Origin of the sequence: Blautia sp. SF-50 (assembly GCF_900101315.1) — a bacterium.
Classification (GTDB): Bacteria; Bacillota; Clostridia; order Lachnospirales; family Lachnospiraceae; genus Blautia_A; species Blautia_A fusiformis.
The window spans coordinates 90128-116850 of sequence record NZ_FMUW01000009.1 but is presented as its reverse complement, the minus strand read 5'-3'; the positions used below and the strand labels follow the sequence as shown (position 1 = coordinate 116850).

Below are 26723 nucleotides of genomic sequence, written 5' to 3'. Positions count from 1 at the left end.
TCTGATATCGCGGCTTGAATAGATCCGATTCATTGCTGCATAGATAACAAGTTTCAGAATCTGACGCGGTGTTGCCTGATTTTTTCTGATCCTGCCGTAAGTTTTATACAGTTCAGAAAGGTCCATTTCCTCCACAAAGGCACTTACCAGACGAACCGGATCATCAGATGGAATAGAAATCTCTAAATCTAGCGGAAGTTTGATTTGATAATACAGAGAAAATGAGGTATAATCTCTCTGTATTATTTTGTTTAGTAGCATAAACTAATTATACCACAAGCGCCGGGCTTTTCGAAGTCCGGCGTTTTGTGTTGAATATAAAATGAGCTGCCGCACGTTATAATGAAAAAAGCGGAGCAAAGGTCAATTAATAGTTTTGTGTTGAATATAAAATGAGCTGCCGCACGTTAGTGCGACAGCCCCTTAGCTGCGTATTTTATATAGTAAAAAACAAACTGTAAAAAGAAATAAAAGAACTACATATATACAGTAAGATATGGTATACTTTCACTAATACTGTGAGATCAGGAACCCTTTGGGAGGTCGTGAATGAAAACAGATGAAAAAAATCCTATTTTTGATATTCGGGATACATTGGAAAAATACGCTTGCATTTATCGAAATACTACACTGAAGCTTTTTCAGTACTGTCAGGAGACGGACATATATGAACGTCTGGATGAATACCTGAGACCTGTAAAAAATATTACGGATTTTAAGACTAGTGGACAGAAATACAGCAATGTTTATAAAGACGACTGGAAGTTTTTGACGGATTTTCTGACATCCCGGGAAGGCGGGACGATAGAAGTGCGGTGTATCAATAAAGACGGTAATGCGAGTCTTCTGACAGTACGGGGATTTATAGCACAGGATAAAAATACCGGATATCATTATTTCATAGGAAGCTCCAGAGATATCACCAGGGAGAAGCTGCAGGAAGAATTTCTTGAGGAACGTGCCCAGAAAGATCCTCTGACCGGAGTGTATAACCGCTTTTTCGGAAAAGAACTGATCGATGAATACCTTGCATCCAGAAATCCCTATGCAGGATGCGGGATGATGGTGCTTGATGTAGATTATTTTAAAAATGTAAATGATACTTACGGACATATGTTCGGTGATGAAGTCCTGAAACGTTTTGCGGAGCTGTTTGTGGCTTTGTTCGACATTAATGATGTGATCATGCGTCTGGGTGGCGATGAATTTGTGATCCTTTTGAAGGATATCAGCCATGCAGCAATCATGAAAAAGGCAGGAAAACTGATACGGGAAGTGCAGAAACTTAAATTTCCGGGAACCACGTATCTGGCAACCTGCAGTGTGGGGATCTGCTTTCTTCCGGAAAATGTTTCCGGATATACATATCAGCAGCTCTTTGAAAATGCAGACTGGGCACTTTACCAGGCAAAGAAAAATGGAAAAAACCGCTATGCTTTCTGTGATAATCTGAGACGTTTTGAGGATAAGACAGAGGAAAAGCAGGAATTATACGAGGGTGTTGAGATAGATGCCAGATATCTTCATAATGATATTGTTTCTACTGCATTTGAAATATTTGAAAAAATGAGCAGCTTTCAGGCAGCGATTGAACTTCTGATGAAAGTGATCGGTCTGAAATTCCGGCTTAACCGGATCACAGTCCTGCATACCAAGGTGGCAGAGCAGAAAATAAACAGGGTTTTTCAATGGGTTTCGGAAGAAGAATACAGGCTTTTGATAGATGAGATACATTTCTCAAAAAGTGATTTTATCACATTGTTTCGCCACAATGATGAATATGGTACTGTGGTGATTCAGGAGAATGATCTGGCTGAATATTCGGAACAGGGAAGAAAGAATGTGTTACAGTGCGGAGCCAAAACTGTAGTCTGTGCTGCTATGTATTGCGAGGGAAGCTATACAGGGGCCATTGCATACGTGACCTGCCAGGAAAAAAGGCTCTGGTCCAGAGAAGATCGTAAGCTGCTGGGAGAAGTGACTAAGATCATTTCTGCGCATTATGCCAAGAACCAGGCATTTAACAGTGCTTATCGTAGCATTGCTGCAGAATCCGGACGGGATCAGCTTACCGGATTGTCTTCTTTTTCAAGATTTCGCGAAAATGTGGAGAAAATGCTGATCGGAGGTTACGGGCCGGGACATGCAGTGATATATACCGATTTTGAAAAATTTAAACGTATTAATGCAAAATACGGATATCGTGTGGGAGATCAGATCCTGCGGCAGTTTTCCGAGTATGTGATAAGCGTTCTAAAAACAGATATGGATGTATATTTTACCAGGGCGATCTCTGATCATTTTATCCTTTTCACTCCATGTGATATGGATGTTGATCCGGAAACATCTGTTTTAAAGACCAATCAGGAGTTCTTACGGCAGATGAAAGAGAAATATCCGGATATGGAGCTCTGTCTCCGCACTGGGATCTATCTGATCACCAAAGAATGTGACAATGCATCTGAGGCGATCGATGCAGCGAATTATGCAAGAAAATATGCTGCTGGAAATTGTGAAACAGGTGTTAAGCTGTATGACGAAGAACTGAAAAAGCAAAGCGATGCAGAGTGAAAGATACAGGAATACGGCCCGGAATCTATGCTTTTTCAGAATTTCAGGAATAATCTTTCAGGAAAGCTTTTACAATAGAACAGAGATGTTTGCGGCAGGAGTGAGCTTATGAACAGAAGTGTTCCGGAAAGTCTTTTGATCTGTATTTTAGTCTTATGCCTGGCTCTGACACCCATTGGTGTCAGGGGAGAAACGGAAGATAGTGGAAAAGCACAGCAGCTGATCGAAGCGCCGGGTGCAGTCCTTATGGAAAAAGAAACCGGTACCGTGATCTATTCCAGGGATCCTGACACCCGAAGAAGCCCGGCCAGTATTACAAAGATCATGACATTGATTCTGATCTTTGATGCTATCCGTGAGGGAACCCTGCATCTGGAGGATAGCATTACCACCAGTGCTTATGCCAGATCCATGGGAGGGTCGCAGGTATTTCTGGAAGAAGGAGAAAAGCAGACTGCAGAAACCATGATCAAATGTATTGTGATCGCTTCCGGAAATGATGCCAGCGTAGCTATGGCGGAGTATGTTGCGGGAACAGAACAAGCCTTTGTGGAGAGGATGAACGAGAGGGCGAAGGATCTTGGAATGAAAAATACCCATTTTGTGGATTGCTGCGGGCTGACGGAATCACAGGAGCATTATACAACTCCCTATGACATTGCACTTATGAGCAGGGAGCTCATCAGCAGATATCCGGAAGTTCTTACATATTCATCTGTCTGGATGGAGGATATCACACACGTTACCAGAAAAGGATCCTCGAAATTTACACTGACCAACACAAATAAACTGCTGCGCAGCTATGAGGGGTGTATGGGACTTAAAACGGGCAGCACCAGTATTGCAAAATACTGTCTCAGTGCTGTGGCAGAACGAAACGGGATCACACTGATCGCCTCAGTGATGGCCGCACCGGACCCGAAAACAAGATTCCGGGATGCAGCAGCTCTTTTAAATTACGGCTTTTCTAAATGCACATTGTATCTGGATGATGCTCTGGAGCCACTGAAACCTATGAAGCTCCGCAAAGGAGTCAAAGAGCAGGTTCCGCTTGTATATAGAGGGAAATTCCGATATATCAGCACAGATGGAACGAAACCTGACAATGTTAAGAAAAAGTTGATCCTTCCCAAAGAACAAAGTGCGCCGGTGAAAAAAGGGCAGAAAGTAGGGGCACAGGAATACTATCAGGATGGGAAAAAGATCGGTAGTCTGGATATCCTGTACGGGGAAACAATAAAAAAGGCCGGATACCATGACTGGCTGGAAAGAACCTGTCAGGCATTTCTTTTGTGATGCCTGCAACATATTTTGACAAAAAGGGCAGACTGGATGTATAATACAACGGATTGAAGAAATAACAGAACAGGGAAGGGATTTTGGATGAAAGAGATCAGAACAGAAGATGCAGTGGGACACATTCTGTGCCATGATATCACGCAGATCATAAAAGATGAGAAAAAAGGCGTTCTTTTCAAAAAAGGGCATGTAGTGAAAGAAGAAGATATACCACTGCTGCTTTCTGTAGGAAAAGAACACCTTTTTGTGTGGGAGAAAAAACCGGGGATTCTTCACGAAAATGAAGCTGCAGAGATCCTTTACAAAATCTGTGCCGGAAACTCTTCCAAAGTACATGGAACTGAGATCAAAGAAGGTAAGATCGAGGTGGTATCAAAGATCAATGGTATTCTGAAAATACGTCGTGATGCACTTGTGGCTGTGAATTCTCTGGGAGAAATGATGATTGCTTCCAGACATGGCGATTTTCCGATAAAAAAAGGTGATAAGGTTGCAGGAACCAGGATCATTCCGCTTGTGATCGAGAAAGAGAAAATGGATGCAGCAGAGAAGGCAGCAGGAAATCTTCCGATCTTTGACATTCTCCCTTACCAGCAGAAAAAAGTAGGGATCGTCACAACCGGAAGTGAGATCAAAAAAGGACTGATCCAGGATACCTTCACACCGGTACTCCGGGAAAAGCTTTCCGGGTTTCCGACAGAAGTGACAGGCCAGGTGATGCCGGGAGATGATAAGGAAGAGATCACAAAGGCAATTCTTTCTTTCGCAGATGCAGGAGCAGATCTGATCATCTGTACCGGCGGAATGAGTGTGGATCCCGATGATCGTACTCCGGGCGGGATCCGGGATACCGGAGCAAAGATCATAACCTATGGAGCACCTGTACTTCCGGGAGCTATGCTGCTTGTGGCATATCTTGAGCGGAACGGAAGATCCATACCGGTACTTGGACTTCCGGGATGCGTCATGTACGCAAAAAGAACGGTATTTGATCTGATCCTGCCCAGAGTAATGGCGGATGATGAGATCAAGGCAGAGGAGATCGCCAGGCTGGGAGAGGGCGGACTTTGTCTGAACTGTCCGGTTTGCACTTTCCCGAACTGCGGATTTGGAAAATAATATGAAAAAATTCAGAATCAAACAATATGAGATCCATATGGACAAGATCCATGCCCCACAGGGCGTGCGGATGATCCTTCTTGCGGATCTTCACGGGATATCCTACGGAAAAGACAATATACGGCTGACAGAGACGATCCGAAAACTTGCCCCGGACGTGATCCTTTCTGCCGGCGACATGGCTGTACGTACAGAAACGGATACTCTGGTAACTGCATGTAAGCTGCTGACAGAGCTTGCCAGGGATTTTCCCGTGTATTATGCACTTGGTAATCATGAATATAAAATGTGCCTTTCCGAAGAATATCGGCCATATTATGCGAAATATGAAAAGGCACTGAAAAAAGCTGGCGTGCATATTTTAAGGAACGGACATGAAGCTATGGTCCTGCAGGGAGAGCGCTTCTGTTTCTGGGGCCTGGAGCTTCCCATCAAATATTATCACAAGCCGAGATCACCGAAGCTGAAAAAAGAAGTGATGGAAGAACTGATCGGAAAACCTGAAGATAAAGGGATGCAGATCCTGCTGGCACATAATCCAAAATACGGAAAAACCTATTTTGAATGGGGCGCGGATCTGATCCTGTCCGGACACTATCACGGAGGCGTTGTCCGCCTTAGTGAACATTACGGTCTTTCATCTCCTCAATATCTGTTTCTTCCGCCGTTTTGCTGTGGAGACTTTCACAAAGGGGATCAGCATATGATCGTCAGTGCTGGACTTGGAGAACATACCATTCCCCTTCGGATCCATAATCCAAGGGAACTGCTGGTGATCGATATAAAACCTTCCGAAAAAATGAAATGAGGAAACCCTATGGCATTATCTGTTAAGCTGAATGTATTTGAAGGCCCTCTGGATCTTCTGCTTCACCTGATCGACAAAAACAAGATCGATATCTATGATATTCCTATTGTGGAGATCACAGATCAGTATATGGAATATCTGCATTCCATGGAAAAAGAAGATCTGGGGATCATGAGTGAATTTCTTGTCATGGCAGCTACTCTTCTGGATATCAAATGTAAAATGCTTCTTCCGAAAGAAGTGAATGAGGAAGGAGAAGAGGAGGACCCTAGAGCAGAGCTTGTGCAGAAGCTGCTGGAATATAAGATGTACAAATATATGTCCTATGAATTACGGGACAGGCTTGGAGATGCGGCAGGGGTTTATTACCGAAAACAGGATCTTCCGGAAGAAGTGCTACAGTATACTCCACCGTCTGATCCCCAGGAACTTCTCCGGGGTCTGACATTGGAGCGGATGAGTGCGATCTATCAGGCTTTGATCCGCAGACAGGAAAATAAGATCGATCCGATCCGAAGTAAATTCGGAAGGATCGAAAAAGAGGAAATATCACTTTCCGATAAATTGCTGGAAATGAAGGAATATGCAAAAACTCACCGAAAATTCAGCTTTCGCAGGCTGATGGAAAACCAGCATTCCAAAATACAGCTGATCGTGACATTTCTGGCAATTCTGGAATTGATGAAAATGGGACATGTTCATGCAGAACAGGAAGATCTTTTTGATGATATTCATGTGGAAGTTATCACGGATCCGGACACATGGAAGAATCTGACAGAGTTCGCAGATGAATAATATAGTAGGAATGAGGACAATAAGTGGAAATCAAACGAATTGAAGGAGAAATCGAAGCCATCCTGTTTGCAATGGGAGAAGCAGTGGAATTACCCCGTATTGCCAGAGCGATCCGTCAGGATCCTACAACAACGGAAAATATCATCCGAAATATGATGATCCGTTATCAGGAAGAAGAGCGGGGGATCCAGATCATAGAGCTCGAAAACTCCTTTCAGCTTTGTACAAAAAAAGAATACTATGATTCTCTTATCCGGATCGCAGCGCAGCCAAAGAAACCCACGCTGACAGACGTTATGCTTGAAACCCTTTCGATCATTGCCTACAAACAGCCCGTTACAAAAGCAGAGATTGAAAAGATCCGAGGGGTAAAATGTGATCATGCCATCAATAAACTGATGGATTATGATCTTGTGAGAGAACTTGGACGTCTGGATGCTCCGGGTCGCCCGATCCTCCTGGGAACCACCGAAGAATTTCTGCGCTGCTTTGGTGTCCAGGGGCTGGAAGACCTTCCGGAAATGGATCCGGTCCAGCTGGAGGATTTCAAGGCGGAAGCAGAGGAAGAGATCCAGCTGAAGCTGGACGTATAACAAATAACACGGACAGATGCCGGTTTACGGGACCTGTCGGACAGATCAGAAAACAGAAGAGGAGTGACGAAAATGCCCACAACATACGCACATGATCTTTTTGGAAAAAGGGTTTACCGGAAACTTTCCGCAAAATTACAGCATCTGATCCGAAGCAACGGAAATCTGTACCGGATCGGACAGCATGGTCCGGATATCCTGTTTTATTATTTTATATCCAAAAATCCGGTGACACAGTACGGAGTGCAGATGCATGGACGGAAAGCAAGAGAATTCTTTGAAAAGGGCATGGCGAAGGTCCGGGAGGAAAAAAATCCTGCACTGATGGCTTACCTGCTGGGGTTCGGATGTCATTATATCCTGGATTCTACCTGTCATCCTTACGTCAATCAGGTAGCTGCCGAGGGGAAAATCTCACATACGCTCTTTGAGAAGGAATTTGACCGTATGCTGATGTATGAAACCGGCAAAGATCCATTGCGTTTTTATCCGTCGCATGGGATCCGTGCCAGTTTTCTCAGTGCATGGACGATACACCAGGTACTACCGGCGATCCGTACCTGGAACATTTATCTGTCATTGAAAATGATGAAGATATTCACCTGTATTTTGGTATGTGATGATGGAGGAAGGAAGAGACGCCTTTCGGAACATGCCCTTTCCCCCGCAGGAAAAAAGATATCTGCGTTTATTACCGAATTTTTTATGAGCCCGGAGCCGGAGATCGACTGTAGGGAGGAGCTTCTTAAGCTGGACAGTCTGATGGAAGAGGCACTTGCCAAGGCACCGGATATGCTGGAAGAGCTTGCTGCACTTGCAGTCAGGCCAGGACATCTTTCTGACAGATGGGATCTGACCTTTAACGGATGATCGATCCCGGCAGACAATAGATACAAGTGATATCTGAATGCTATCCCCGCATAAAATTAAATATAACAGTTACTGTAAACAGTTATATGAACCGTGTACGGGGTGATGCATTATGAGCAAACGGCGTATGGCCGCTGTCGTGCTGGTGACAGCGGTCCTTATTATTTGTCAGATCTTTCCGGTAAAGGCGGCAGATGACGAAAATCTATATGCACTTTCTGCAGTTCTTATGGATGGGGAGAACGGCCGTGTGCTGTACGGAAAAGAAGCATACAAAGGACGGCCGAATGCCAGCACCACAAAGGTAATGACCTGTATTCTTGCTCTAGAGCTGGCAAAGGGAGATGATTACGTACAGGTTTCCGGGAATGCGGCATCTCAGCCACAGACACGTCTTGGCATGCGGGAAGGCCAGCAGTTTTATCTGGAGGATCTTCTCTATTCACTGATGCTGAAAAGCCATAATGATTCCGCAGTGGCCATCGCGGAACATATCGGCGGCTCCGTAGAAGGTTTTGCAGAGAAGATGAATGAAAAAGCAAAAGAGCTGGGATGTAAGGACACACATTTTGTTACACCCAATGGTCTGGATGGAGAAGATGAAGGCGGTATCCATCATACAACAGCCCGGGATCTTGCCTTGATCATGGCGTATGCAATAAAAAATGCAACATTTGTCCATATTACCCAGACTAGAGATTATACTTTCACGGATATCTCAGGAAAAAAGCATTATTCGGTACATAATACCAATGCTTTCCTGGATATGGAAACAGGAGTGATCTCAGGAAAAACAGGATTTACAGGAAATGCCGGATATTGTTATGTCTGCGCAGTCCGACAGGACGAGCGATTATTTATCGTGGCTCTTCTGGGATGCGGATGGCCCGGAAATAAAAATTATAAATGGAGCGATACTAAGAAGCTTCTTTCCTATGGCAGGGAAAATTATCAGTATGTGATGCTGCCGGAGTTTCCGCAGCTGCCTGAGATCCTGGTAACAGAAGCAGCACCGGGAAAAGAAGATCCATATCCGCAAAAGTCCGATCATTCCGGATATCCTCCCAAACAGGTTATGCTGAAAATACACGCAGTACTTTCTGAAAAAGACCGTGGGAAAAGATATCTTCTGAAAAAAACAGAAACGATCACATGGGAAACGGAGCTTCCGGATAAGCTCCCGGCACCAATACAGAAAAACCAGAAGATCGGTACACTCCATGCAAAGCTCAACGGAAAAGAACTCCTTTCCTGCCTTGTAACCGCCGATGACAAAATCGACAGAATTACCTATAAATGGTATGTGGATAAAGTATTTAAGGATTATTTCCATTAATTTAGCGACCCCTGGCATAAGTCAGGGGTTAATTTTTTAACGTTCGTGACGAAAAGTATTGAATTTTCTGCAAAAAAAAGGTACAATTATACTCGGCTGAATTTTTGGTTATATTAATAAAAAAATGGAGGGCATAGTATAATGAGTAATGCGACACAAAGCGTAGCGGCTGCAAGGATCAATTCCCTGCTTGACGCCAACAGTTTTGTTGAGATCGGACAGGCTGTCACAGCCAGAGCTACGGATTTCAACATGACTGAAAAAAAAGCACCTTCAGACGGTGTGATCACCGGATATGGTGTGATTGACGGCAGTCTGGTGTATGTATACAGCCAGGATGCATCTGTACTGAACGGAACAGTTGGTGAGATGCATGCCAAAAAGATCGCCAAAATTTATGATCTCGCTCTGAAAGTTGGAGCACCTGTTATCGGTCTTGTAGACTGTGCGGGACTTCGTCTTCAGGAGGCTACCGATGCACTTGAGGCATTTGGTGAGATCTATCTGAAACAGACACTGGCATCCGGTGTTATTCCACAGATCACTGCTGTTTTCGGAACATGCGGCGGTGGAATGGCAGTTGTACCGGCTCTTACAGACTTTACATTTGTAGAGGAGAAGAAGGGCAGACTGTTTGTAAACACTCCAAATGCACTGGAAGGAAACAGAGTGGAAAAATGCGATTCAGCTTCCGCACAGTTCCAGAGCGAGGAGACAGGACTTGTTGACGGCATCGGAACAGAAGAGGAGATCTTTGGACAGATCCGTACACTGGTCAGCATGCTTCCGGAGAACAATGAAGACAATGACAGCTTCAAGGAATGCACAGATGACCTGAACAGAGTATGTGATGATATTGCAGGCTGCACAGGCGACACAGCTATTGCGCTTTCAAGAATCGCTGATAATGGTGAGTTTTTTGAAACAAAGGCAGCTTACGGCCAGGATGTCGTAACAGGCTTCCTTCGTCTGAACGGAGCTACCGTTGGCGCTGTTGCAAACAGAAGCGAATCTTACGATGCTGATGGCAATAAGACAGAGATTTCCGACGGAACTCTTTCTGCAAGAGGTGCAAGAAAAGCAGCAGACTTCGTAAAATTCTGTGATGCTTTTGAGATTCCGGTACTTACTCTTACTAATGTAACAGGATTTAAAGCTACACTCTGCAATGAGAAGATGATGGCTAAATCTGTAGGTGAGATGGTACATGCTTATGCATCTGCAACTGTACCGAAGGTAAATGTTGTAATTGGTAAAGCATACGGAACTGCATACGTTGCCATGAACAGCAAATCTGTCGGAGCAGATATGGTTTATGCATGGGATACAGCTGAGATCGGTATGATGGATGCTTCCCTTGCAGCAAAGATCATGTATGAGGGAGCTGACGCTTCTACACTGAATGAGAAGGCAGCTGAGTACAAAGAACTCCAGAACGGTATCGCATCTGCAGCAGCAAGAGGATATGTGGATACTGTGATCAAAGCAGAAGATACAAGAAAATATGTAATCGGTGCTTTTGAGATGCTGTTCACAAAAAGGGAAGACCGTCCATCCAAAAAGCATGGAACAGTCTAAGTGAGGTGAGCGTATGAGACAGTTTTATAAAAAGATCTCTTCTGTCTGCATGGCACTTCTTTGCGTGGCCGCACTTCTGATCGGATGCACAGCTACTGCATGGGCTGCTGATGAGATTGATGATTCTGTAAAGAGTCAGCTTGTCACAACAACCAAGGGCCTGACGGATGCGATCATCGCAATGTCCGAGGATGATATCCAGGGATATCTGGAATCAGAGGATGCTTTCACACAGAGTGCTGCAAGTGCATGGGATGGCTCCAGAGAAGAGCTTGGTGAGAAAAAAGGTGATATTGATGAGAAAGATATCACAGTGGAGTATTCCGATGATCAGTATACCGTTGTTGTTCCGGTATCCTTCGAGAAAAACAAAGCGAATTTCACTTATGTATTTGATAAATCAGGAACCCCGACATCTCTTACAGTTGATGTGAATTATACACTGGCACAGAACATGGAGAAGGCAGCGCTGAATACAGTGATGGGTCTCGGAACTGTATTTGTGATCTTGGCATTCCTGATCTTCGTGATCTCTCTTTTCAAATATATTCCCGGACTTGTGGAAGGAAAGAAAAAAGAGAGCAAACCGGCTCCGGCAGCCGCAGCACCGGCTCCGGTTGCAGCACCAGTTGCTGAGCCTGCTGTTGAGGATGTGACAGATGATGGTGAGCTTATTGCCGTGATCGCCGCAGCGATCGCTGCTTCTGAAGGCAAAACAAGCACAGACGGATTCGTAGTACGTTCCATCCGCAAAGTCAACCGCAGAAAAAGATAATCATTATTTAGGAGGATTTTAAAATGAAGAGTTATACAATTACTGTTAACGGAACAGCATATGAAGTTACTGTAGAAGAGAACGGAAACGCAGCAGCTCCAGTTGCAGCAGCACCAAAAGCAGCAGCTCCGGCTCCTAAGGCAGCTCCGGCAGCAGCTCCTAAGGCAGCAGCTCCGGCAGCAGGCGCAGGTTCTGTTAAAGTTTCCGCAGCCGTTCCTGGAAAAGTTGTAAAAATCGTTGCATCTGTTGGACAGAGCGTAAAAGCCGGTGACAGCGTAGTGATCGTTGAGTCCATGAAGATGGAGATCCCGGTTGTTGCTCCTCAGGACGGAACAATCGCCAGCATCGATGTTGCAGAGGGTGCTGCCGTTGAAAATGGAGATACTCTTGCAACAATGAACTAAACAGGAGGTAGACAAATGTCTTATGTAACAAATACCCTGTCAAACCTGATCCATCAGACAGCATTTTTCAACCTTACCTGGGGAAACTACCTGATGATCGCAGTGGCATGTGTGTTCTTATATCTTGCCATTAAACATGGTTTTGAGCCGCTGCTGTTGGTTCCGATCGCTTTTGGTATGCTTCTGGTAAATATTTATCCGGACATTATGCTGAGCATTGAGGATTCATCCAATGGCGTTGGCGGACTTCTTCATTATTTTTACTTAATGGATGAGTGGAGTATTCTTCCTTCACTGATCTTCCTGGGTGTCGGTGCGATGACAGACTTCGGTCCGCTGATCGCAAACCCGATCAGCTTCCTGATGGGAGCAGCTGCACAGCTTGGTATTTACCTTGCATACTTCCTTGCAATTTTCCTTGGATTTAATGGTAAAGCAGCAGCAGCGATCTCTATCATCGGTGGTGCTGACGGCCCGACTTCCATTTTCCTTGCAGGTAAGCTTGGACAGTCTTCTCTTATGGGACCGATCGCAGTAGCAGCATATTCCTATATGTCTCTGGTACCGATCATCCAGCCTCCGATCATGAAGGCATTCACAACAGAGAAAGAGCGTAAGATCAAAATGGCGCAGCTCCGCCCTGTTACAAAACTTGAGAAGATCCTTTTCCCGATCGTTATCACAATCGTTGTTTGCCTGATCCTTCCGACAACAGCTCCCCTTGTTGGTATGCTGATGCTCGGAAACCTGTTCCGTGAGTCCGGAGTTGTTAAACAGCTTTCTGAAACAGCTTCCAACGCTCTTATGTACATCGTAGTAATCCTTCTCGGAACATCTGTAGGTGCTTCCACAAGTGCTGAGGCGTTCCTGAACGTAGATACACTGAAGATCGTAGTTCTTGGTCTTGTTGCCTTTGCCTGCGGTACTTTTGGTGGTGTTATGCTTGGTAAGCTTCTCTGCAAGGTTACTCACGGAAAGATCAATCCTCTGATCGGATCAGCCGGTGTTTCTGCCGTTCCTATGGCAGCCCGTGTATCCCAGAAGGTTGGTGCTGAGGCAGATCCTACAAACTTCCTGCTGATGCATGCGATGGGACCGAACGTTGCTGGTGTTATCGGTACAGCGGTTGCTGCCGGTACATTCATGGCGATCTTTGGTGTCTAACCCATTGTCTTATAAAAATTTGTAAGGAGAATAATTATGGCAGAAATAGAGAAAAAACCTGTGAAAGTTGTGGAAACGATCCTGCGTGACGCTCATCAGTCCCTGATCGCTACACGTATGAGCACAGAGCAGATGCTTCCGATCATTGAGAAGCTTGACAAAGTCGGCTACTATGCAGTAGAGTGCTGGGGCGGTGCTACTTTCGATGCTTCCTTACGTTTCCTGAAAGAGGATCCGTGGGAAAGACTTCGTAAACTTCGTGACGGTTTCAAAAACACAAAGCTTCAGATGCTGTTCCGTGGACAGAACATTCTTGGATATCGTCCATATGCAGATGATGTAGTAGAGTATTTTGTACAGAAATCCGCAGCTAATGGTATCGATATCATCCGTATCTTTGACTGTATGAATGACCTTCGTAACCTTCAGACAGCTGTAAAAGCAGCAAACAAGGAGAAAGCACATGCACAGGTTGCAATGGCTTACACACTTGGTGATGCTTACACACTTGATTACTGGACAGATCTTGCAAAACGTATCGAAGATATGGGTGCAGATTCCATCTGTATCAAAGATATGGCAGGACTTCTTGTTCCATACAAAGCTACAGAGCTTGTTCAGGCTCTCAAAGAGACTGTTAAGATCCCGATCGATCTTCATTCTCACTATACATCCGGTGTTGCTTCCATGACATATATGAAGGCAGTAGAGGCAGGTGTTGACATCATCGACACAGCAATGTCTCCGTTTGCTCTTGGAACATCCCAGCCTGCAACAGAGGTTATGGTTGAGACCTTCAAGGGAACACCATATGATACAGGATTTGATCAGCAGCTTCTCGCTGAGATCGCTGACTACTTCCGTCCGATGCGTGATGAGGCTCTTGATACAGGTCTTCTCAATCCGAAGAACCTTGGTGTAAACATCAAGACTCTTCTGTATCAGGTACCAGGCGGAATGCTTTCCAACCTGACATCACAGCTGAAAGAGCAGCATGCCGAGGATAAATTCTACGAAGTACTTGAGGAAGTTCCGCGTGTACGTAAAGACCTTGGTGAGCCACCGCTTGTTACACCGTCCTCTCAGATCGTTGGTACACAGGCTGTATTTAACGTGATCATGGGCGAGCGTTACAAGGTTGTCACAAAAGAGACAAAAGACGTGTTAAGTGGTAAGTATGGCGCAACAGCCAGACCGTTCAATCCGGAAGTACAGAAAAAATGTATCGGAGATATTGAACCGATCACATGCCGTCCGGCAGATCTTCTGGAGGATGAGCTTGATAAGCTTGAGAGCGAGATGGCACAGTACAAGGAGCAGGATGAGGATGTTCTCACATATGCACTGTTCCCGCAGGTTGCCATGGACTTCTTTAAATATCGCCAGGCTCAGAAGACAAAAGTTGATGAGACTGTAGCAGATACCAAGAACGGCGCATACCCGGTATAAAGCACACATAGAAATGCAGATGCATTTCAAAACAGGAAAAGGAGCTTGCTGTATGCAGGCTCCTTTGTGCATAAAAAAGATAAAAAAGGCAGGATAACAGGTAATGTCCAAAGTTGCGATCATAGGCGGCGGTGCCGCCGGAATGCTCTGCGGTGTATATGCTGCGCGCAGAGGACACCAGGTTCACATACTGGAAAAAAATGAGAAACTCGGAAAAAAGCTTTTCATCACCGGAAAGGGACGGTGCAACGTCACCAATGATTCCGATACCGAAGAACTTTTTCCGGCAGTGATGTCAAACCGCAAATTTCTTTACAGTGCTTTCTACACCTATGGAAGCAGAGATGTGATGGAATTTTTTGAGGAGGCAGGAGTGCCGCTGAAAACAGAGCGTGGAAACCGGGTTTTTCCGGTATCGGATCATTCATCAGATATTATCCGTGCGCTTGAGCGGGAACTGAAAAAATCCGGAGCGCAGATCCATCTTCATACAGAGGTAAAGGAAGTTTGTACACAGGATGAAAAAGTTACCGGTGTATTACTTTCGGACGGTACCTTTTTTGAAGCGGATACTGTGGTAGTTGCCACAGGAGGGCTTTCCTACCCGTCCACAGGTTCCACAGGAGATGGATATCGTTTTGCAGCTGAAACGGGACATAAAGTTGTTTCCCAGTCACCATCACTGGTACCACTGGTGGCAAAAGAAGATTATGTCTCCAAACTTCAGGGCCTTTCCCTTCGGAATGTGGAGCTTACAGTAAAATCCGGCAAAAAAGTTCTCTATAAAGATTTCGGCGAGATGATGTTTACTCATTTCGGAGTGACAGGACCGCTGATCCTTTCCGCCAGTGCCCAGATCGGCAAAAAGCTGGAAAAGGAGCCTTTGGAGGCTTTCCTGGATCTAAAGCCGGCGCTTGATGCAGAACAGCTTGACGCCCGGATCCTGCGTGAATTTGATGCAAATCATAACAAGCAGTTTAAAAATGTGATCGGTGTTCTTTTTCCGTCTTCTCTGACTCCGATCATGATCGAAATTGGCGGTATCCCCGGGGAAAAACCGGTACATGAGATCTCCAGGGAAGAGCGTCAGGCTTTTGGCCGTCTGATCAAGGCTTTTCCGTTTACGATCACGGGAATGGGAGAGTTTAAGGAAGCGATCATCACAAGAGGCGGTGTGTCAGTAAAAGAGATACAGCCATCCACAATGGAATCCAAAAAAATAAAAAATCTGTATTTTACAGGTGAAGTATTGGATCTGGATGCAGTGACCGGTGGCTATAATCTTCAGATCGCATGGTCTACAGCGTATGCGGCAGCTCAGGCGATAGAATAACAGAAAAGAGGAAGGAGCAACGATTATGGGTATTAATATTGCAATTGACGGACCGGCAGGTGCAGGAAAAAGCACAATTGCAAAAAAAGTGGCAAAGGAGCTGTCCTTTATTTATGTAGATACAGGGGCAATGTATCGTGCCATGGCACTTTATCTTCTGGAAAAAGGGATCAGCGGTGACGAAAAAATCTCTGAAGCCTGTCACGATGCGGATATCTCTATCCGTTATGAGAACGGTGAGCAGCAGGTGATCCTTAACGGAAAGAATGTAACTGCGTTCCTCCGTAAGGAAGAGGTAGGAAATATGGCATCTGTAAGCTCTGCAAATCCGGAGGTGCGTGCACATCTTCTGAAGCTGCAGCGCAATCTTGCAGCCGAGAATAATGTAGTTATGGACGGAAGAGATATCGGAACCACCATTCTTCCCAATGCGGAAGTGAAGATCTTTCTGACTGCAAGTGCAAAGACCCGTGCCAGCAGACGATACCTGGAGCTTACAGAGAAGGGTGAAGCCTGCGATATGGATGAAATCCTGAAAGATATTGTTGATAGAGATGAGAGAGATATGAACCGCGCGGTTTCTCCGCTTAAAAAAGCAGAGGATGCTGTTCTTGTTGATTCATCTGAGATGGGAATTGACGAAGTTGTTGAGAGTATCCTTTCCGTATACAGAAAAAGGGTGAATGGATGAACGTAAAAGTTGCAGAAACTGCCGGCTTCTGTTTCGGCGTACAAAGAGCAGTTGACCGTGTTTATGAGCTGATCGGTTCCGATGCAGCACCGATTTATACACTGGGCCCGATCATCCATAATGAGGAGGTTGTCTCAGATCTCGAAAAAAAAGGTGTGGCTGTGATCTGTGAGAAGGATCTTGGCAGCCTGAAGGGCGGCACTGTTGTGATCCGTTCCCATGGAGTAGGCCGCAAGGTTTATAACACGATCAAAAAATATGGTCTCGGATATGTAGATGTTACCTGTCCTTTTGTGCTGAAGATCCACAAGATCGTTGAGAGAGAAAGCTCCAGAGGTGCCCATATTGTGATCATCGGTGATCCGGACCATCCGGAAGTCCAGGGGATCTGCGGATGGTGTCAGGGACCATATACAGTGATCAGAAATGCTGAGGATGCTGAGAAATTCAATATTTCTCCGGAAAAAGAAGTATGTGTAGTGTCCCAGACGACATTTAATTACAACAAATTTCAAGAATTAGTTGAAATTCTCCGCAAAAAGAGTTATGATAATAATGTTTTAAATATTTTAAATATTTTAAACACTATTTGTAATGCTACCGAAGAACGGCAGAAAGAAGCTAAAGCGATAGCCGGAGAGGTAGACACTATGCTGGTCGTAGGTGGCCGACATAGCTCCAATACTCAAAAGCTGTTTGAAATATGTAAAAAGGAATGTGGAAATACTTACTATATACAAACACCTGTAGACTTGGATTCTGAAATGTTCCAATGCAGTAGTTGTGTAGGTATTACAGCAGGGGCTTCCACCCCAAAGAAAATTATTGAGGAGGTTCAAGAACATGTCAGAGTTAAGTTTTGAACAGATGCTGGAAGATTCCGTAAAAACAATCAGAAATGGAGAGATCGTACAGGGTACCGTCATCGATGTTAAAGATGATGAGATCATCCTGAATATCGGCTATAAAGCAGACGGTATCATCACAAAGAACGAGTACACAAACGATTCAAGCGTTGTGCTTACAGACGTTGTTAAACCTGGCGATACCATGGAAGCAAAGGTTCTCAAAGTAAACGACGGAGAGGGACAGGTTACACTTACCTACAAACGTCTTGCAGCAGAGAAAGGCAACAAACGTCTTGAGGAGGCATTCGAGAACCAGGAGGTTCTGAAGGCTCCTGTAACACAGGTACTTGACGGTGGTCTTTGTGTCAATGTTGAGGAAGCAAGAGTATTCATTCCTGCAAGCCTTGTATCTGACACATATGAGAAAGATCTTTCCAAATATGCAGATCAGGAGATCGAGTTTGTTATCACAGAGTTCAACCCAAGAAGACGCCGTATCATCGGTAACCGCAAACAGCTTCTTCTTGCTGAGAAAGCTGAGAAACAGAAAGAGCTTCTTGCTAAGATCAACGTAGGCGATAAAGTTGAGGGTGTTGTTAAGAATGTTACAGATTTCGGTGCATTCATCGACCTCGGCGGAGCAGACGGACTTCTTCACATCTCTGAGATGTCCTGGGGCAGAGTAGAGAACCCGAAGAAGGTATTCAACGTAGGTGATAAAGTTACAGTTCTTATCAAAGATATCAACGGAGACAAGATCGCACTTTCCCTTAAATTCCCGGAGGAGAACCCATGGCTTACAGCTGCTGAGGACTTCGCAGTAGGAAACGTAGTAAAGGGCAAAGTTGCACGTATGACAGATTTCGGTGCATTTGTTGAGCTTGCACCTGGAGTAGATGCTCTTCTTCATGTATCTCAGATCTCCAGAGAGCACGTTGCGAAACCATCTGATGTACTTTCCATCGGTCAGGAGATCGAGGCTAAGGTTGTTGATTTCAATGGCGAAGACAGAAAGATCAGCCTCAGCATGAAAGCACTCGAGGATAATTCTGCAGAGCAGACAGAGGAGTAATTTCTCAGAAGCTGTACAGCAGATGAATATTTTGAATTTCAGAGGCCGTCACATTTATTGTGACGGCCTTTTTTTGATTGGAATTGCGTAACAGAGATATTATTTAAGAACAGAAAGATAATATGGCAGGCAGTGTTTCAGATAGGTTTTCTGTTTTAAAGGATCATGCAGAAAAGCTTCTGTTACAGGAAACCAGGTATAACAGTTGTCCCTTTTGGCAGACCTTCGGAGCTTTTTATCCATGCAGGCACTTAAGGTTTTGGGTATTGCAGTGTCTTCGGAAGGGATGTAATCGTAATCCTTATAATTGGAGTAGTATTGCTTTAAACGTCCATTTTGAAGCTTCACAAGAAGACGGACACGGTTATTCTGTCCGATTATGTAGAATTCTTCACTATGATTTGAAAATTCAACAGGCAGATTGTAATGCATTCTAATTGTAAAGGCCAATTGATCGTCTTGAATTTCACAATTTAGTGCTTCGTAATCTTCATTGAAAAGAGCAAGATAGGACAGCATTGGGAAAATTTTTCCAAGTCCCAGAAGATCTTCCCGGTTATGTCCCATAACGATCTCTGCCGCTTCCGGTTTCTTTCCGGAAGCGAATTGTTTGTAAAGACGGATGCAGGCACCTCCATCATAGTAGTTCCGTTCAGTAATACCGAGAAATGATTCCATGGAAGGCTGATTCATCCGTGAAAGCTTCAGAAGTCCCTTGAGCGGCTTTAGTTCCCGGTAAAGATCCAGAGATGGCAGCTCCGTAAAAGGGGAAGAGAGTCCGTGGATCTGATATCGTGCATCCAGATAAGGCTGGTCAAAGCTGTCACCGTTATATTGGATCGTACATGAAAAATCCTGAAGGAATTCAGAAAATGTTTTCAGAAGTTCAGGTTCTTCCTCTTCGTTTTCAATCATCCACTGGTACATCTGCCAGTTGTTTCCTTCGTAGGCTACAGCACCGATCAGATACAGAAAAGTGGAATTTCGTGATAGTCCTGTAGTTTCAATATCATAGAAAAGCGGTACAAAACGCTCTGAAAATCCATGATTTTTAGTCAATTTTTTAACAGTCTCAAAGTCTGGAAACCCTTGTAAAATCGGCATTTTTTTAACGATCATGTTAATTTTCTCCTTTATGGATTGTATCTGATTATACACAAAAAAATTGCTTTTCAATAGTGCAATTTAAAGTGAAATGAGTTATAGTTATTAGTAGAGTTGATGATAAAAAACAGGAAATGGTACTGGATTTATGTGGGGATTGACAGTGAAAAAATGACTATTATCGCTTCATAAATTGGTTATTCATTTACAGCTTTTTTATGAGCTGGTGAATATCTTCTACCGAAGTATATCACAGGATCGTGTCTGGATTCAACCTTTCATACATATCCTGCTCAAAGCAGAAGCTACTTTGTTACTGTTCGCTGGTAATGTTTCGCGAAATGATTTATGGGAGCGAAATAGATCTTGTTTGTCTTGGATGAAATAAGAAAAGGAAAATCAGAAACACAGAATCAACTTAAAAAAAGAGTATATGCGCAACGCAGAAATACCATGTACATGTACTTGCAAAAATAAAGGAGGAGATGAGATCTATGGCATTTTTAACCTTCAGGGGTGGTATCCATCCTTATGACGGCAAAGATTTGTCAAAAAACTGTCCTGTCGAGAAGTATCTGCCGAAGGGAGATCTGGCAATTCTTGTTTCTCAGCACATCGGAGCTCCGGCCAAGCCGATCGTAAAAAAAGGTGATCATGTGCTTGCAGGACAGAAAATCGCAGAAGCAGGAGGATTTGTTTCCGCACCGATACACTCGTCTGTATCAGGAACCGTAAAGGGAATCGAGAAACGTCTGACCGCAGTAGGCGCCATGGGTGATGCGATCATCATTGAGAATGACGGTCTGTACGAATCTGTGGAATATGCACCTGCAAAGCTTTCGGATCTTTCCAAGGAGGATATCCTGAAAAGGATTCAGGAAGGCGGAGTTGTTGGTCAGGGTGGTGCAGGTTTCCCGACACATGTAAAGCTTTCACCAAAGGAACCTGACAAGATCGATCATATCCTGGTCAACGGTGCGGAATGTGAGCCTTATATCACCAGTGACTACCGAAGGATGATGGAAGAACCGGAAAGTATTGTTGGTGGTCTGGAAGTAATCCTGAAAGCTTTCCCGAAGGCAGTGGGATGTATCTGTATCGAGGACAACAAACCGGATTGTATTGCCAGGATGAAAGAAGCCATCAAAGGCAAAGAGCGTATGGAAGTAAAAGAGCTTAAGACCAAATACCCTCAGGGTGGTGAGCGTACACTGATCTATGCGGTAACAGGCAGAGAGATCAATTCCACCATGCTTCCGGCAGACGTAGGATGCGTGGTTGATAACGTAGAGACCGTCACTTCTGTTTATAAGGCAGTGATCCTTGGACAGCCGGTCATCAGCCGTAATGTAACGGTTACCGGAGACGGTATCCGTACACCGAAGAACTTTTCCGTTCTTACAGGCACAGATCTGTCTGAACTGGTAGATGCTGCAGGCGGACTGAAGGAAAAGATCGCAAAAGCAATCTCCGGCGGACCGATGATGGGATTTGCGCTGTATGATCTTCATATTCCATGTACGAAGACAACTTCTTCCCTGCTTTTCCTGGAGCGTGACGCAGTTTCCGAGGCGAAGCAGATCCAGACTGCATGTATCAATTGCGGACGTTGTGTAAGCGTCTGTCCGGGCCATGTGGTTCCGGCCCGCCTTGCAACTCTTGCAGAACACGGTGATATGGCAGGCTTCGAAAAAATGGATGGTATGGAATGCTGCGAGTGCGGCTGCTGCAGTTACATCTGTCCGGCCAAACGACCTCTGACTCAGAGTATTAAATCTATGAGAAAAATGGTTCTTGCAGAGCGCAAGAAAAAGAAATAGGGGGAGGAATAACAATGGAACAAATGTATAACGTATCATCTAATCCCCATATCAGGGATAAAATGACCACCAGCCGTATTATGCAGCTGGTAGTGATCGCACTTCTGCCGACAACACTTTTCGGTATCTGGAACTTTGGAGTGCATGCACTCCTTGTAGTGCTGGCGACGGTTGCATCCAGTGTGTTTTTTGAATGGCTGTATGACCGACTGATGCATAAAAAGAATACAACTACTGATTTCAGTGCAGTTGTAACAGGACTTCTGCTTGCACTGAACATGCCGCCCCAGATCCCGATCTGGATGCCGATCCTTGGCAGTGCTTTTGCGATCATTGTTGTAAAACAGCTGTTCGGTGGACTTGGACAGAACTTTATGAACCCGGCTCTTGCAGGAAGATGTTTCCTTATGATCTCTTTTGCCGGAAAAATGACTAACTTTGCAGTTTCCAAAAGCTCCCATGCTGTTGTAGATGCGGTTACACAGGCAACACCTCTGGCAGCGCTTAAAAGTCAGGGATTCATTGAGGGGACTTCTATTCCTGTAAAGAATCTGTTCCTTGGTAATATCCAGGGTACCATCGGTGAGACTTCTGCCCTGGCGATCCTCATCGGTGCAGTGATCCTTCTCGCATTTAAGATCATCGATCTGAAGGTACCTCTTACATATATTGGAAGTTTTGCAGTATTTGTCATTTTCTATATGTTGGGAACAGGAAAAGGCTTTGATGTAAACTATCTTTTCAGCCATATCTTTGGAGGAGGTCTGATGCTTGGAGCCTGGTTTATGGCAACCGATTATGTGACAACGCCGATCACTCCGAAAGGTCAGCTGGTATATGGCTGCTGCCTCGGTATCGTGACAGCGGTATTCCGTCTCTTTGGTGGTTCCGCAGAGGGTGTTTCCTATGCGATCATTTTCTGCAATCTTCTGGTTCCGCTTATTGAAAAAGTAACAAAACCGGTTGCTTTTGGAAAAGGAGGCAAGAAATAATGGGTAAGATTATCAGAAATACATTGATCCTTACAATCATTACAGTAGTTGCCGGCCTTGGCCTTGGACTGGTTTACGAAGTTACCAAAGAACCCATTGCAAGAACCGAGGAACAGGCAAAAAAAGAAGCATGGCAGACTGTATTCAGTGATGTAAGCCTGGAAGATTTTAAAGCTGTAGATGTAGACAAGGAAGCAGCAGATAAAACAGCTGCAGATCTTGGAATCAAAGCAACCGTAGATGAAGTCTGTGAAGCAGCAGATGAAGGCTATGTGGTAACTGTAACCGATAAAGAGGGTTACGGCGGTGATATCCAGATCACAGTTGGTGTAACAAAAGACGGTACCGTCAGCGGCGTTTCCATTCTTTCCATCAGTGAGACTGCTGGACTTGGAATGCGTGCTACAGAAGCGAAGTTTCAGGAACAGTATGTTGGAAAGAATACCGATAAATTCTATGTATCCAAGGACGGCGGCGAAGGTGAGCCTATTGATGCTATCAGTGGTGCGACCATCACATCAAGAGCTTTTACCGGTGCAATCAATACAGCTATCGGCTATTGCAAAAACGCATTTTAGGAGGGTAGTTGAATATGAATAATTGTGGTGAAAGATTAAAAAACGGCATTATAACCGAAAATCCGATTTTCGTCCTGATGCTTGGTATGTGTCCTACCCTTGCGGTAACGACTTCTGCGATCAATGGTATTGGTATGGGACTTTCCACAACCGTAGTTCTGGTTATGTCAAACATGCTCATCTCCATGCTGCGTAAGGTTATTCCAGACTCCGTCAGAATGCCGGCCTTTATCGTAGTTGTAGCATCTTTTGTAACTATCGTACAGTTTCTGATGGAAGGCTTTACTCCTTCTCTTTATGAGTCACTTGGAATTTACATTCCACTGATCGTTGTTAACTGTATCATTCTGGGACGTGCAGAGAGTTATGCTTCCAAGAACCCTGTCCTTCCGTCTATCTTTGACGGACTTGGAATGGGTCTTGGCTTTACAGTGGGTCTGGTTGCCATTGGTCTTGTAAGAGAGATCCTTGGTTCCGGAAAGGCTTTCGGAGCACAGATCATTCCGGTTGCTGATGCAGCTACCGGTGCTACCGGTTATACCCCGATCACTATCTTTATCCTTGCACCTGGAGCATTTCTGGTTCTTGCCGGACTTGCAGCAATCCAGAACAAAGTAAAGATCAACATGGCAAAGAAGGGCAAAGATGTTTCCAAGATCCAGTCCGGCTGTGGCTCCAATTGTGCGACCTGCGGCGGATGTCCTTCCGACAAAGAATAAAAAGGGGGAATAGAAAATGGCAAGCTTGATGTTGATCGCAATTGGTTCTGCGCTTTGCAGTAACGTTGTATTGAGTCAGTTCCTGGGAATCTGTTCTTTCCTTGGAGTTTCCAAGAAAACAGAAACCGCAGCCGGCATGGGTGGTGCAGTTGTGTTTGTTATTACTATTGCATCTTTTGTTGCAGGACTGCTTTATAAATTCATCCTGGTACCGACCCATTTTGAGTATCTGAAAACGATCGTATTTATCCTGGTTATCGCGGCACTGGTACAGATCGTAGAAATGTTTCTCAAGAAATTTGTACCATCCCTTTACAAGGCACTTGGTGTATACCTTCCTCTGATCACAACAAACTGTGCAGTTCTTGGTGTAGCACTGAACAACGTTAAATATGAATACAGCATTCTTGAAAGTGTTGTCAACGGATTTGCCACAGGTGTAGGTTACCTGATCGCAATTGTATTACTTGCGGGAATCCGTGAAAAAATGGAATACAACGATATTCCGGAATCCTTCCAGGGTATGCCGATCGTTCTGCTTACGGCAGCACTGATGGCTATTGCATTCTTTGGATTCTCCGGAATCGTATAGGAGGAAGAAGAGCATGAGTATAACAGGAATTATTATGGCTGCAGTCATTGTCGGCGGTACTGGTTTATTCATTGGTATCTTCCTCGGACTTGCAGACAAGAAATTAACCGTTAAGGTAGATGAAAAGGAAGAAGCCATTCTCGGCGTTCTTCCAGGAAATAACTGTGGTGGTTGTGGATATCCGGGATGTTCCGGACTCGCTGCCGCAATTGCAAAGGGAGAAGCTCCTATAGATCAGTGTCCGGCTGGCGGTGCTCCGGTTGCAGCCAAGATTGGCGCGATCATGGGACAGGAAGTAAAAGAAACCGCACGTCAGGTTGCTTTTGTAAAATGTGCGGGAACCTGTGATAAGACGACTGTGAAATATGAGTACACAGGTGTGGAAGACTGCGAGATGATGGCTTTCATCCCTGGCAGCGGTGCAAAAAACTGTACATTTGGATGTATGGGCTTCGGAAGCTGTGTAAAGGCATGTCCATTTGATGCGATCCATATAGTGAATGGTATTGCGGTCGTAGATCAGGAAGCATGTAAAGCCTGTGGCAAATGTGTTGCCAAATGTCCGCGTCACCTGATCGAACTGGTACCATATGATAAACAGACACGTGTAGCCTGTAGCTCCCACGCAAAAGGTAAGGCAGTTACAGCTGCCTGCGAGCTTGGCTGTATTGGCTGTAAAAAATGTGAAAAGAATTGTCCGTCCGAGGCGATCACAGTTACCGATTTCTGTGCACACATTGATTATGATAAGTGTACAGGCTGCGGTAAATGTAAGGAAGTTTGCCCAAGACATGTGATTCTGTAAAACAAAAAAGAACTGCCTGTCACGGAAGTTTTCCGAGTGACGTGGCAGTTCTTTTTTGGAATAAAGCATGTTGTGCCCGATAATGCATAAATAAAATAAATACATACAAATTTTTGGTTATATTTCAATGAAAAATTGCAGTTTCCGGTTAAAAATATTTGACCGGTGAATTTCAAGGGGCTATAATAGGATATAAATATTCAGTATACTTCAAGGAGAACGAAATTCATGAGTAAGATTATTTTAACTGGCGACCGCCCGACGGGGCGCCTTCATGTAGGTCATTATGTTGGATCTCTGGCAGAGCGTGTGAAGCTGCAGAATTCCGGCTTATATGATGAGATTTATATTATGATCGCAGATGCCCAGGCACTTACAGATAATGCAGAGCATCCGGAGAAAGTACGTCATAACATTCTTCAGGTTGCTCTGGACTATCTGGCATGCGGGCTTGATCCGGAGAAATCCAATATTTTTATTCAGTCCATGGTTCCGGAGCTGACAGAACTTACCTTTTATTATATGAATCTGGTTACGGTAGCACGAGTACAGCGTAATCCTACCGTTAAATCCGAGATTAAGATGCGTAATTTTGAAGCCAGCATTCCGGTAGGCTTTTTCTGCTATCCGATCAGTCAGGCTGCTGATATTACTGCCTTTCGTGCAACACATGTACCGGTAGGTGAAGATCAGCTTCCGATGCTTGAGCAGTGCAAGGAGATCGTCCATAAATTCAATACCGTTTACGGTGATACGCTGACAGATCCGGAAATTGTTCTTTCTTCCAATAAAGCATGCTTACGTCTTCCGGGAATTGATGGAAAGGCTAAGATGAGTAAATCTCTCGGAAACTGCATCTATCTGTCTGATGAAGAAGATGTTGTGAAGAAAAAGATCATGTCCATGTTTACAGATCCGAACCATCTTCGTGTTCAGGATCCTGGTCGTGTAGAGGGAAATCCGGTATTTATCTATCTGGATGCCTTCAGCCGCCCGGAACATTTTGCTGAATTTCTGCCAGAGTATCAGAATCTGAATGAACTTAAGGCTCACTATCAGAGAGGTGGCCTTGGTGATGTGAAAGTCAAGAAGTTCCTGAATAATGTTATGCAGGCAGAGCTTGGACCGATCCGTGAAAGAAGGAAAATGTGGGAGCAGCGAACCGAAGATGTGTTCGATATCCTGAAAGCCGGTACAGAGGTTGCCAGAGAAAAAGCTGCCGCAACGCTTCATGATGTCCGTTCTTCTATGCGGATCAATTATTTTGAGGATCAGGATTTCCTTAATCAGTGATAGAAAACAGCGAGAGGAATCACAGGCTTGTATACAGGATCAACCCGGAGATTGTATTCCGGGTTGATTTTTTTTGAAAATTATGTTACTATTGCGTTCATATGGGAAACAGATG

At 44.6% G+C, this 26723-nt stretch carries 25 protein-coding genes and 1 pseudogene; 24 read left to right on the top strand and 2 right to left on the bottom strand.

Going from position 1 to position 26723, the window contains the following annotated elements; genetic code table 11:
• Positions 1-261, bottom strand: a pseudogene (locus BLP57_RS17995) (IS5/IS1182 family transposase); the annotation flags it as partial.
• A 288-nt stretch (positions 262-549) separates the two neighbouring features.
• Here BLP57_RS17995 and BLP57_RS07935 point away from each other — a divergent pair.
• The 17 genes from BLP57_RS07935 to rpsA all read left to right on the top strand — a co-directional run bounded on the left by BLP57_RS07935 (position 550) and on the right by rpsA (position 18705).
• Positions 550-2571, top strand: a complete 2022-nt coding sequence (locus BLP57_RS07935; RefSeq protein WP_092070665.1) for a GGDEF domain-containing protein — start codon at positions 550-552, stop codon at positions 2569-2571.
• 108 nt (positions 2572-2679) lie between these two features.
• Entirely contained in the window at positions 2680-3867 is a 1188-nt protein-coding gene (locus BLP57_RS07930; protein WP_092070663.1) for a D-alanyl-D-alanine carboxypeptidase family protein, read from the top strand.
• Positions 3868-3954: 87 nt separating this feature from the next.
• A complete protein-coding gene (locus BLP57_RS07925; protein ID WP_092070660.1) occupies positions 3955-4989 on the top strand; it encodes a molybdopterin-binding protein in 1035 nt (344 codons plus the stop codon).
• Between the two features lies 1 nt (position 4990).
• Positions 4991-5797: a metallophosphoesterase gene (locus BLP57_RS07920; protein WP_092070657.1), complete on the top strand. Its 807-nt coding sequence runs from the start codon at positions 4991-4993 to the stop codon at positions 5795-5797.
• A 9-nt stretch (positions 5798-5806) separates the two neighbouring features.
• Positions 5807-6592, top strand: coding sequence for a segregation and condensation protein A (locus BLP57_RS07915; RefSeq protein ID WP_059085667.1), 786 nt, complete (start codon positions 5807-5809; stop codon positions 6590-6592).
• A gap of 23 nt (positions 6593-6615) precedes the next feature.
• Positions 6616-7185, top strand: a complete 570-nt coding sequence (scpB, locus tag BLP57_RS07910) for an SMC-Scp complex subunit ScpB (protein WP_022426764.1) — start codon at positions 6616-6618, stop codon at positions 7183-7185.
• 72 nt (positions 7186-7257) lie between these two features.
• On the top strand, positions 7258-8055 hold the full coding sequence (locus BLP57_RS07905; protein ID WP_044960811.1) for a zinc dependent phospholipase C family protein: 798 nt from the start codon (positions 7258-7260) through the stop codon (positions 8053-8055).
• 112 nt (positions 8056-8167) lie between these two features.
• The gene (locus BLP57_RS07900) at positions 8168-9391 is read left to right on the top strand and encodes a D-alanyl-D-alanine carboxypeptidase family protein (protein WP_175442961.1); all 1224 of its coding nucleotides are present in this window, start codon (positions 8168-8170) and stop codon (positions 9389-9391) included.
• Positions 9392-9532: 141 nt separating this feature from the next.
• Positions 9533-10969: an acyl-CoA carboxylase subunit beta gene (locus BLP57_RS07895; RefSeq protein ID WP_092070651.1), complete on the top strand. Its 1437-nt coding sequence runs from the start codon at positions 9533-9535 to the stop codon at positions 10967-10969.
• 13 nt (positions 10970-10982) lie between these two features.
• Entirely contained in the window at positions 10983-11744 is a 762-nt protein-coding gene (locus tag BLP57_RS07890; RefSeq protein ID WP_092070648.1) for an OadG family transporter subunit, read from the top strand.
• A 23-nt stretch (positions 11745-11767) separates the two neighbouring features.
• On the top strand, positions 11768-12148 hold the full coding sequence (locus BLP57_RS07885; RefSeq protein ID WP_015524870.1) for a biotin/lipoyl-containing protein: 381 nt from the start codon (positions 11768-11770) through the stop codon (positions 12146-12148).
• A gap of 15 nt (positions 12149-12163) precedes the next feature.
• Positions 12164-13312 (top strand): sodium ion-translocating decarboxylase subunit beta, encoded by a 1149-nt coding sequence (locus BLP57_RS07880; protein WP_015524871.1) that lies wholly within the window; start codon positions 12164-12166, stop codon positions 13310-13312.
• 36 nt (positions 13313-13348) lie between these two features.
• Complete coding sequence (locus tag BLP57_RS07875) at positions 13349-14761, top strand: oxaloacetate decarboxylase subunit alpha (protein WP_015524872.1); 1413 nt, start codon at positions 13349-13351, stop codon at positions 14759-14761.
• 103 nt (positions 14762-14864) lie between these two features.
• Positions 14865-16094, top strand: a complete 1230-nt coding sequence (locus BLP57_RS07870; RefSeq protein WP_092070645.1) for an NAD(P)/FAD-dependent oxidoreductase — start codon at positions 14865-14867, stop codon at positions 16092-16094.
• Between the two features lie 25 nt (positions 16095-16119).
• A complete protein-coding gene (gene cmk, locus BLP57_RS07865; RefSeq protein ID WP_015524874.1) occupies positions 16120-16785 on the top strand; it encodes a (d)CMP kinase in 666 nt (221 codons plus the stop codon).
• Entirely contained in the window at positions 16782-17648 is an 867-nt protein-coding gene (ispH, locus tag BLP57_RS07860) for a 4-hydroxy-3-methylbut-2-enyl diphosphate reductase (protein ID WP_092070642.1), read from the top strand. Before cmk ends, ispH begins: the two co-directional genes overlap by 4 nt.
• Entirely contained in the window at positions 17629-18705 is a 1077-nt protein-coding gene (rpsA, locus tag BLP57_RS07855) for a 30S ribosomal protein S1 (protein ID WP_015524876.1), read from the top strand. The genes ispH and rpsA overlap by 20 nt, the downstream gene beginning before the upstream one ends.
• A 99-nt stretch (positions 18706-18804) precedes the next feature.
• Here rpsA and BLP57_RS07850 read toward each other — a convergent pair whose 3' ends face one another.
• Positions 18805-19824, bottom strand: coding sequence for a ribonuclease H-like domain-containing protein (locus tag BLP57_RS07850; protein WP_092070639.1), 1020 nt, complete (start codon positions 19822-19824; stop codon positions 18805-18807).
• 479 nt (positions 19825-20303) lie between these two features.
• Between BLP57_RS07850 and rsxC the strand changes: the two genes are divergently transcribed.
• From rsxC to trpS, 7 genes are all read left to right on the top strand, one after another.
• On the top strand, positions 20304-21629 hold the full coding sequence (gene rsxC / locus BLP57_RS07845; RefSeq protein WP_021650509.1) for an electron transport complex subunit RsxC: 1326 nt from the start codon (positions 20304-20306) through the stop codon (positions 21627-21629).
• A gap of 14 nt (positions 21630-21643) precedes the next feature.
• A complete protein-coding gene (locus BLP57_RS07840) occupies positions 21644-22621 on the top strand; it encodes an RnfABCDGE type electron transport complex subunit D (protein WP_021650508.1) in 978 nt (325 codons plus the stop codon).
• Complete coding sequence (locus BLP57_RS07835; RefSeq protein WP_092070636.1) at positions 22621-23199, top strand: RnfABCDGE type electron transport complex subunit G; 579 nt, start codon at positions 22621-22623, stop codon at positions 23197-23199. The genes BLP57_RS07840 and BLP57_RS07835 overlap by 1 nt, the downstream gene beginning before the upstream one ends.
• A 14-nt stretch (positions 23200-23213) precedes the next feature.
• The gene (gene rsxE / locus BLP57_RS07830; protein ID WP_092070632.1) at positions 23214-23918 is read left to right on the top strand and encodes an electron transport complex subunit RsxE; all 705 of its coding nucleotides are present in this window, start codon (positions 23214-23216) and stop codon (positions 23916-23918) included.
• A 16-nt stretch (positions 23919-23934) separates the two neighbouring features.
• Positions 23935-24510: an electron transport complex protein RnfA gene (locus tag BLP57_RS07825; protein WP_015524884.1), complete on the top strand. Its 576-nt coding sequence runs from the start codon at positions 23935-23937 to the stop codon at positions 24508-24510.
• 13 nt (positions 24511-24523) lie between these two features.
• The gene (locus tag BLP57_RS07820; protein WP_092070629.1) at positions 24524-25315 is read left to right on the top strand and encodes an RnfABCDGE type electron transport complex subunit B; all 792 of its coding nucleotides are present in this window, start codon (positions 24524-24526) and stop codon (positions 25313-25315) included.
• A gap of 228 nt (positions 25316-25543) precedes the next feature.
• Positions 25544-26608 carry a tryptophan--tRNA ligase gene (gene trpS, locus BLP57_RS07815; RefSeq protein WP_092070626.1) on the top strand — a complete coding sequence of 355 codons (1065 nt, stop codon included), beginning with the start codon at positions 25544-25546 and terminating at the stop codon, positions 26606-26608.
• Positions 26609-26723: the final 115 nt, after the last annotated feature.